This window comes from Bacillus sp. MYb56 (genome assembly GCF_002976445.1).
In the GTDB taxonomy this organism is placed as follows: domain Bacteria; phylum Bacillota; class Bacilli; order Bacillales; family Bacillaceae_G; genus Bacillus_A; species Bacillus_A mycoides.
On record NZ_PCOH01000079.1, the window covers coordinates 1 to 7,595 of the forward strand.

The 7,595-nt window shown below is 32.8% G+C and carries 6 protein-coding genes and 1 rRNA gene; 3 read left to right on the top strand and 4 right to left on the bottom strand.

Annotation, left to right across the window (positions count from 1 at the left end; genetic code table 11):
- A 5S ribosomal RNA gene (gene rrf / locus CQ058_RS30290) occupies nt 1–93 on the top strand; the annotation flags it as partial.
- Nucleotides 94–430: 337 nt separating this feature from the next.
- Here rrf and CQ058_RS30295 read toward each other — a convergent pair.
- Nucleotides 431–1,849, bottom strand: coding sequence for an IS4 family transposase (locus CQ058_RS30295; protein ID WP_105590213.1), 1,419 nt, complete (start codon nt 1,847–1,849; stop codon nt 431–433).
- Between the two features lie 275 nt (nt 1,850–2,124).
- On the opposite strand from CQ058_RS30295, the gene CQ058_RS30300 reads away from it, so the two are divergent.
- Nucleotides 2,125–2,421, top strand: coding sequence for a DUF2089 family protein (locus CQ058_RS30300; protein WP_000439057.1), 297 nt, complete (start codon nt 2,125–2,127; stop codon nt 2,419–2,421).
- Between the two features lie 2 nt (nt 2,422–2,423).
- Complete coding sequence (locus CQ058_RS30305; protein ID WP_002191753.1) at nt 2,424–2,720, top strand: hypothetical protein; 297 nt, start codon at nt 2,424–2,426, stop codon at nt 2,718–2,720.
- A gap of 304 nt (nt 2,721–3,024) precedes the next feature.
- On the opposite strand, the gene CQ058_RS30310 is transcribed toward CQ058_RS30305, so the two are convergent.
- The 3 genes from CQ058_RS30310 to CQ058_RS30320 all read right to left on the bottom strand — a co-directional run bounded on the left by CQ058_RS30310 (nt 3,025) and on the right by CQ058_RS30320 (nt 5,333).
- Nucleotides 3,025–3,657 (bottom strand): type 1 glutamine amidotransferase family protein, encoded by a 633-nt coding sequence (locus CQ058_RS30310; RefSeq protein WP_002191755.1) that lies wholly within the window; start codon nt 3,655–3,657, stop codon nt 3,025–3,027.
- Between the two features lie 74 nt (nt 3,658–3,731).
- Nucleotides 3,732–4,694 (bottom strand): helix-turn-helix transcriptional regulator, encoded by a 963-nt coding sequence (locus CQ058_RS30315; RefSeq protein WP_002191756.1) that lies wholly within the window; start codon nt 4,692–4,694, stop codon nt 3,732–3,734.
- Nucleotides 4,695–4,757: 63 nt separating this feature from the next.
- Nucleotides 4,758–5,333, bottom strand: a complete 576-nt coding sequence (locus CQ058_RS30320) for a recombinase family protein (protein ID WP_033728358.1) — start codon at nt 5,331–5,333, stop codon at nt 4,758–4,760.
- Nucleotides 5,334–7,595: the final 2,262 nt, after the last annotated feature.

The window sequence follows — 7,595 nt, forward strand, 5'->3', positions numbered from 1 at the left end:
CACACCCGTTCCCATACCGAACACGGAAGTTAAGCTCTCTAGCGCCGATGGTAGTTGGGACCTTGTCCCTGTGAGAGTAGGACGTCGCCAAGCAACTTTAAGACGAGTCAGAATGACTCGTCTTTTTTGTGTTTAATGAAATAAGCTTGTTATCTATGGTTCAAGAAACCTATTGATAACAAGCTTATTTGTTTAAAGGTAAGTGTATTTATATAGGCTTCACTTTGTTTCTTACATCGATAAGCTCAAAACGTTCATGAGCAAGTAAGCATATTGTTTATTTGTAATAGGGGTAGCGTCACATGCCCATCAACTTAAGAGTGTAAACAAATTGAACTTTTGTTCAGCCGGGTTAAAACATTCTTAAAATAAAAGTATATTCTTAAAAATGCGTATACCAAATAAACCCTAACGGGTTTTAATTTTTTAATTATGCAATTTTCTTTTGTTTTCTCAATCCATTATACTCATAGGCAACACCCATAATATCAAAGACAGTTTTCTTCTCATATCTGTGAGATTTCCGTCCATTCTTCTGTAGAAGATGGAACAGGCGGATTAAAATTTTTGTTATTTCTCGGGTGTTTTGCTGTATAGCTTGATAAAGAATGTATAGATGGTCTTGAATCATTCCAATGGCTTTATATTCGCTTAATTCTCTTTTCTTCTTTCTTAAAATTAATTGTCGCATCTTAAACATAGTAGAAGAACATAGAAAAATAGCGATGAGTTTTCCATAAATGTGGCATTCTAATCGCTCTCGTTTGATATTGTGCCAATCATGAATTTGAAATAAGGATTTCCAAGTTTTAAAGATAATTTCAATCTGCCAGCGGAGGGAATAAAAATCATGTATTTGTTCCATCGGAACCCATTCCAAAGGTGTATTGGTAACATAAATGTTCATACCAATTAATCGTTTGCTTTTCTCTGAGTACGTAATACCCTTTTTACTTTCCGTATACAATTGTTTTTTCTTACGCTCTCGAAGTTGTTTTTCAGTTAATCGATATATAATAACTCGTGTAAATATTTTTTTATCTTTTCCGATATAAGCATCTGTTATTTCATAAACCTGTCCTGGTTTTAAGGTATTCATAATGTGTTCTAAATCAACTTTGATGTACTGAGACTGTTTTTTTACGGTCCCATTTCGAAAGTATTCGGGAAACTCATTTTTGATATACACCATATTATTTAGTTTAAGCCTGGATATATAATACACACCACGTTGGTCCATTTGATCTAAATCATCCAGTGAATAATAGCCTAAATCCCGAATACATAGATCGCCAGGTCGTAATGTCGCTAAACATTCTGTTCCAAAGGTCTTATCATTGTTCTTCCCCGGTTCAACTTGAAAATTTAAAAACTGTCCGCTATGTAAATCATATTCTAATTGAATCTTTATACCTGCTGTTTGTGCACAACCACCTGATCCAGGATACACACTAGCTAAATGTTTTGGCACTTGAAAAATCGTCGCATCTAAAATACGAATCCGTCGGAAATAGGTAATTGAAGAGCTTGGAATCACTGATGTTTCACAAATTTTATTTTTTAATAATATAGAGAAAATATGTTTTAAAAAGCAAACAGCCTTCTTATTGAAGCGTTTATTTAGTCCTTCTGGACTCATAAGAGTTCCTGTAACAGCATGAAGTTGACTACACAGTCGAACTAAGGAATCACTCGCTACACGTTGACTAACTAAATCACGTCCTGAAAATTTACGCTTTCGTTGTACAAAAGTTAGTTCTCTAGCAAGTTTTTCTAAAAATGATGGGGTAAGATGTTGATGTAATTCTTCAGCAAATAATTGTAGCTCGCTTCGAATCGAAAGATTCATAAAAATGTCATCCTTTCTAATAATCTAGCTTGTTTAGAAAGAATAACGTTTTTTTATACTTGAGTATAGTAAATATTCCTGAGTTGATGGATGTGGGATACTATCCCTAAAAGAATGCAAAACTTGATACTCTATTTGCATAAAAGCTCCTTTTTTTATGAAATATATGATATCCCATTAATCTGTGCTTTTTAAAAAAAATTAATTTATTTAAATATTTATTGAATAATATTTAACATAAATTTAATATTATTGATATAAGGGGGTGATTTTTTATGGAAAGAGAAGAAATTCCTTCATGGATTCTCTCATTGGATAAAGAGTCTTTAGAATTTATTAGAAAGTTTATATTGAATTCTGGTTCTTTAAAAAATATGTCTAACTTATATGATGTTTCTTATCCAACAGTACGTGCCAAATTAGATAGGTTAATAAAAAAGATTGAAGTACACAGTAAAGAAGACGATGTAGAGTTTGTAAATATGATTAAGGGATTTGTTATTGATGAACGAATTAGTTTAGATGTCGCTAAAATTATCATAGAAAAATATAAAAAAGAAAGGGATGTTTAATTATGAAACCTGTAGTTGGAATACTAGTTATTGCTGTTATAATAGTTACTCAAATCTTTTTATCATCTCGAAAAACCCCTTATTTAGGTGGAATTCTCCCTGTAGCATATATAGGTTTTATTGGCTTCTTTTTTAATAAACTAATAGCTAATGGTGATTATTTGTCTACATGGATAATGATAATGGTTGGTTTATGTAGTTTCTTAAGTATATGGGCTTCAGGCAGAAAACGTTTTAAAAAAAAGAGACAAAAAGATTTAGATCTAGAATTAGGTCTAATTGAGTTACAGAATCTCTAATTTAAAGAGATCCTTGTATTGTTAATGTCTCTTTTTCATTTTATTAATTAGCATGATATACCATCACATCATCAGAAAGATTAATATAAATTAGTATCCATACAATAAAAAACGTTATCATTTCTAATCTAGCCTGTTTAGAAATGATGACGTTTTTTTGTACTTAAAGGTATTAAAATTTCTTAAGTTGATGGGCATGGGGTAGCGTCAGGAAAATGCGGATTTACAACGATAAGGAAATTCCAAATTAAAAAGCCCAACTTCTCCACAAATCAAAATAGAGAAATTGAGCTTTTCAGTTACTTCATTTATTTATTGAATTCATTAACTGGAAGAAGTATTCAGGTTTATGAGTCTTATTTAGGTTATACCATGAATGTAATGCATCTGGTGTAAATACATCTATTTTTTTCAGTACCTCCATTGCAAATTCCAGAGGAGCTATTCCTGATGCAGTAACTAAATTCGCATCAGATACCGCAGATCCCAACTCATAGAACTTTTCTCCTTTATAGTTAGGACATACCATTTTAGTATATTCTAAGTTATTACTTGTATGCTTTCTAGTATCTAAGTATCCCATATTCGCGAGGCCCTCAGTTGCACCACAAATTGCAGCAACAATAGTGCCAAGCTTTAAAGCTTGGCCAATTCTTTCCAAGATAGGTTGATGAATTTCTTCACTCCAAGTACTCCCTCCTGGTAAAATTAAAAGATCTTTACTCTCAAGAGCACATTCATCAAGGGAAATATCTGGTTTTATGCTCAGTCCTCCCATAGTAGTAATCATTTCTTTATTAGCTCCTACTGTAATTACTTTTAAAGGTGCTAAATCTTTTTTGAAATATCTTCCTGAGTTTAGTTCAGCAATTAAATATCCATATTCCCAGTCCGACATTGTATTAAATACATATAGAAAAGCTTTTTTTGTTTGCATCCAATAACACTCCAATCACAATTGATATAGCTATTATAATATAACTTCCCTGACAGTTAATGTCAGGGAAGTTATCATACTTGATGAAATTTTATTAATTCCGACAGAACTTCAATAAGTCTTTTCTTAAGACTTATTGGCTCAATAACTTTAATAGATTTATTGTACGGTAAAAGTAAATAAGGTACATATGTATGTATCATATCTTTTTCAAGAAGAAAAACTGCTTGATTTGAAGTCCGTTCTTGTAAATAATGTCCTAAAAACCAATGTTGGCAAATATCAGCCAATACACTTTTATCCCCATGAATAACCAAAGAAATAATCCCTTCCTTATCTTCTATAGTTGGAAGAAGACTTTTTATAAAAAAGTCACGTGCTGAAAAATTTTCTGGCCGGTTAAACTTATTTTCGGTTAGCATTAGACTTTCAATTCGATCTACTCTAAAACTACGGATATCATTCCTAAGATGACAAAATCCAATCACATACCACTTATTATTCCAATAGATAATTCTGTACGGATCGACCAATCTATAATTTAATTGCTTTTCGCCACTTTTATGGTAAAGAATTTTTACTGAGTACCCGTCAGCTACGGCCTGCTCCAACTCCTTCAAAAAAGGTTCTATAGAGAGTGAACTTAATCGACTTATTACTTCAAGACTAGTTAAATGTTGGTTTATCTTTGTTTCCTGCTCTTGATTTGAGTATTTACTTAGTTTTGAAATGGCCCTATTTAGTGCTTCACCTCCATAATATCCGGCTTCTTCTGCAAAAACAGCAGCGTGAAATAGTGAAGTTTGCTCCTCAAAATCAAAAAAAAGAGGAGCCTCAATAAAATTGTTCAATAAAGTGTATCCACCGTTATGTCCTGGTTCTGAAATTATAGGTACGCCACTTGTTGAAATTGTATCAATATAACGATACACAGTCCTTATATTCATCTCTAACTTTTCTGAAATTTGTTTTGCAGTAATTTTTTCACCTGAACGAAGCATCCATAGAATTGCTAACATATTGTCAATTTTAGGCATATAATTCCACCTCTATATGAAATTTATTTTCTATTATATATTTCCGATTTTTGATATAACTCATCAACTGTTCCTTTCCGATAGCTTTCTATATAATGAGGCCCTAGACACATTTGTAATTTCACAAATTTGATTTACAGTCATATCTCCCTCTTTATAAAGCTTTACTGCATAATTCATTCCTGCATGATTTTTATGGTACTTCTTTAACCGACCTTTAAACTTTCCTTCTTTCTTAGCCAGTTCAATTCCTTCACGCTGCCGCATACGGATAAGATCACGTTCTAATTGGTTTACACCCGCCATAACCGTAATTAAGAATTGGCTGTAGGGATTATCTTCTGATAAATCTAGCCATGTATCTTTTAAGGATTTTAAATTTGCCTTTTTACTCCGTATGTTATCGATTAATTCAAATAAATCTTGTGTACTACGAGTAATCCGAGTTAAGTCCGTAACATAAATGATGTCACCTTCTTGTATATCCTCTAACATTTTTTGAAGTTGCTCACGATCTTTTGTTGCTCCGGAAACTTTTTCTTCAAAAATAATATCCATTCCGATTTCGTTCAGTTGCTGAAATTGCCTTGAAGGATTCTGGCTAGTTGAACTGACGCGTATATAACCGATTTTTCGCAAAATATCACTTCATTTTTGAGACAAGTCTTATGAGACGCTCTTAACTATGATTTTATCAGTCTCCTACACCCTATTGATATATAATTAAACTAATTAACTGAATAATTACATAAATGAGATGATACTGTATGATAATGGCTTTAATTCGTGAATAGCAAAGAAGCTACCACATGTTAAATTGAAGTGAACCCGAATAGTGGTACATGAAAAAAGTTTGAAGAAAAAAAGTTCATTGTAACAGGCTATTTGTTTCATTTATCACGCTATTTGCGGGCAGTAAAACTCCCACCTCAAAATTCAGCTGGAGCAAAGAAGTTAGGTGGGAGCCCTGTTGCCTGTAAACGCCCGATTGGTGAAGGCTAATAATCAGTGGGGGATCAACACCCCCCATTGATTAAAGTTTCACTTTATTTGTTTTAAGTAGTTATATGGTGAAAGTGGTGGAGTTAAAAAGATAATAGCGCGTGTTCTTTTTTTCTGAATCTGGCTTTTGAAGAGCGGTGATAATTTCAAAATATAGTTCTTGAAAATCTTATGTATTACTTTCGCATATAACATTTTGGATAAAGATGTGTGGATTAATGTTTAGACTCTATAATCTTTTTTATAGTTTGTTACACGAAATTCCCAAGAAAATTTTCGATCGGGAAGATCAGTTATGAGTAGTAATATTGGAACTGCTCTTGTACATAGTGTTCAGCTTCTTTATAAGTTCTACTTGTTTCCTCTAGTAGTTGGATAAGAATCTTTTTTTGTAGCCTTATAAATAAGATAACTAAAGTATAGTTGGCCACTGGTTGCTATTTGAACAGCATATTTGTCTCTATTATCACGTTGATATAAATAAGTTGGAGGAAGAATGGGTTCATCGGGAATAAATGTAGGTAGTTATATACTCTATTTGTAATTTGGTTGGAAATAATGAAACTATATGCTTTGTTAGCGATGCTATTTGCTCTTCTAACGGAAAAACTTATAGATATAAGATACAACTCTTTAAATTTTATAATTTTGTAGCTTTTATATAGAAGATAAGTGTAAGTGAAAAATTATAGTGTGATTACTTAAATGCAAGGAAGTAGTGGTGTATAACAAGAGAATAGAACGTTCGTTCTTGAATGGTGTAATGGACATACTCGATCAATTGAGGCGCTTATTTTCTATTGGACATATGTGTTTAAAGAAGAGCTGCCATACTAGGTTCGGATTTCTAGTATAGCTTGTAACTTTACGTGCTTTAGTGAAGTGGTTCTTCAGTAAAGTATATTTCAATTATTAATATTGGATTTATTGACACTCCCACTGCTAAAGGGGCAACCTGATTAACATCAGTGTGATTCTTGCTACCAAAGGCGAAGTCCATTTTTGGTATCGCTGACGTGCAAGATTGTAGTGTGCCATCACCACTCTTACTATAGACCGTATAGGTTCGCGAGCTACGCTGCTATGACCGTTTTGCATGTTCATATGTTTTAGCGTCTTTTTCTAGTCTATAGTTGACGTGTATCAAAACAATAAGTGTTTTCTGTGAAAGTATCGTGAAATCTGTAAACGAACCAATTATTCTATCTCCAACTGGTTTTATGAAATAATCTACGAATGGTCCTTTACTCATCATAATTTTTAATATTAATTGAATCTAGTCTAGTCTATAGTCGGTTCATTCTATTATGAATGGTTCAGGAGAGTGTGTGTACTGTTAGAAAGAGATATTGTAATTAAGATAAGGAGAGTAAATGAAGTTGTTAGAAAAGAATTTCTTGTGGAACCCAGTAATGTACGGGGGATAATCCTCTTGAAATAGAGAGGTTTGTTAGGGGAGATTAGTAGATAGAGGTAGACAATGATTGCTATTTAGTAAAATCTTTGTGGGTTCTTATGTAACCTTTACTAATCGGGAATTTATGATCGTCAGGCTCACTACTAACTTCTTTGCTTCAGCCGAACTTTGAGGTGGGAGTCTTACTGTCCGCAAATAGCGGGATAAAATGGTGTGAACATATTAAATTAAATATCTTTATAAAAAGGTGTTGACGATTAGCTTATAGAGGTGTAATATAGGACAAGTCGCCGATAGCAACAACGCAGAAAGCGACAAAAGAAATAAAAAAACTTGGTTGACATTGAAATATGAAAATGTTAACATAAGGGAGTCGCAAATGAGCGACAGACAAGTTCTTTGAAAACTGAACGAAACAAACAACGTGAACGTCAATTTTTATTTTTAGATGCTAGACAAACTAACTTTATTGGAGAGTTTGA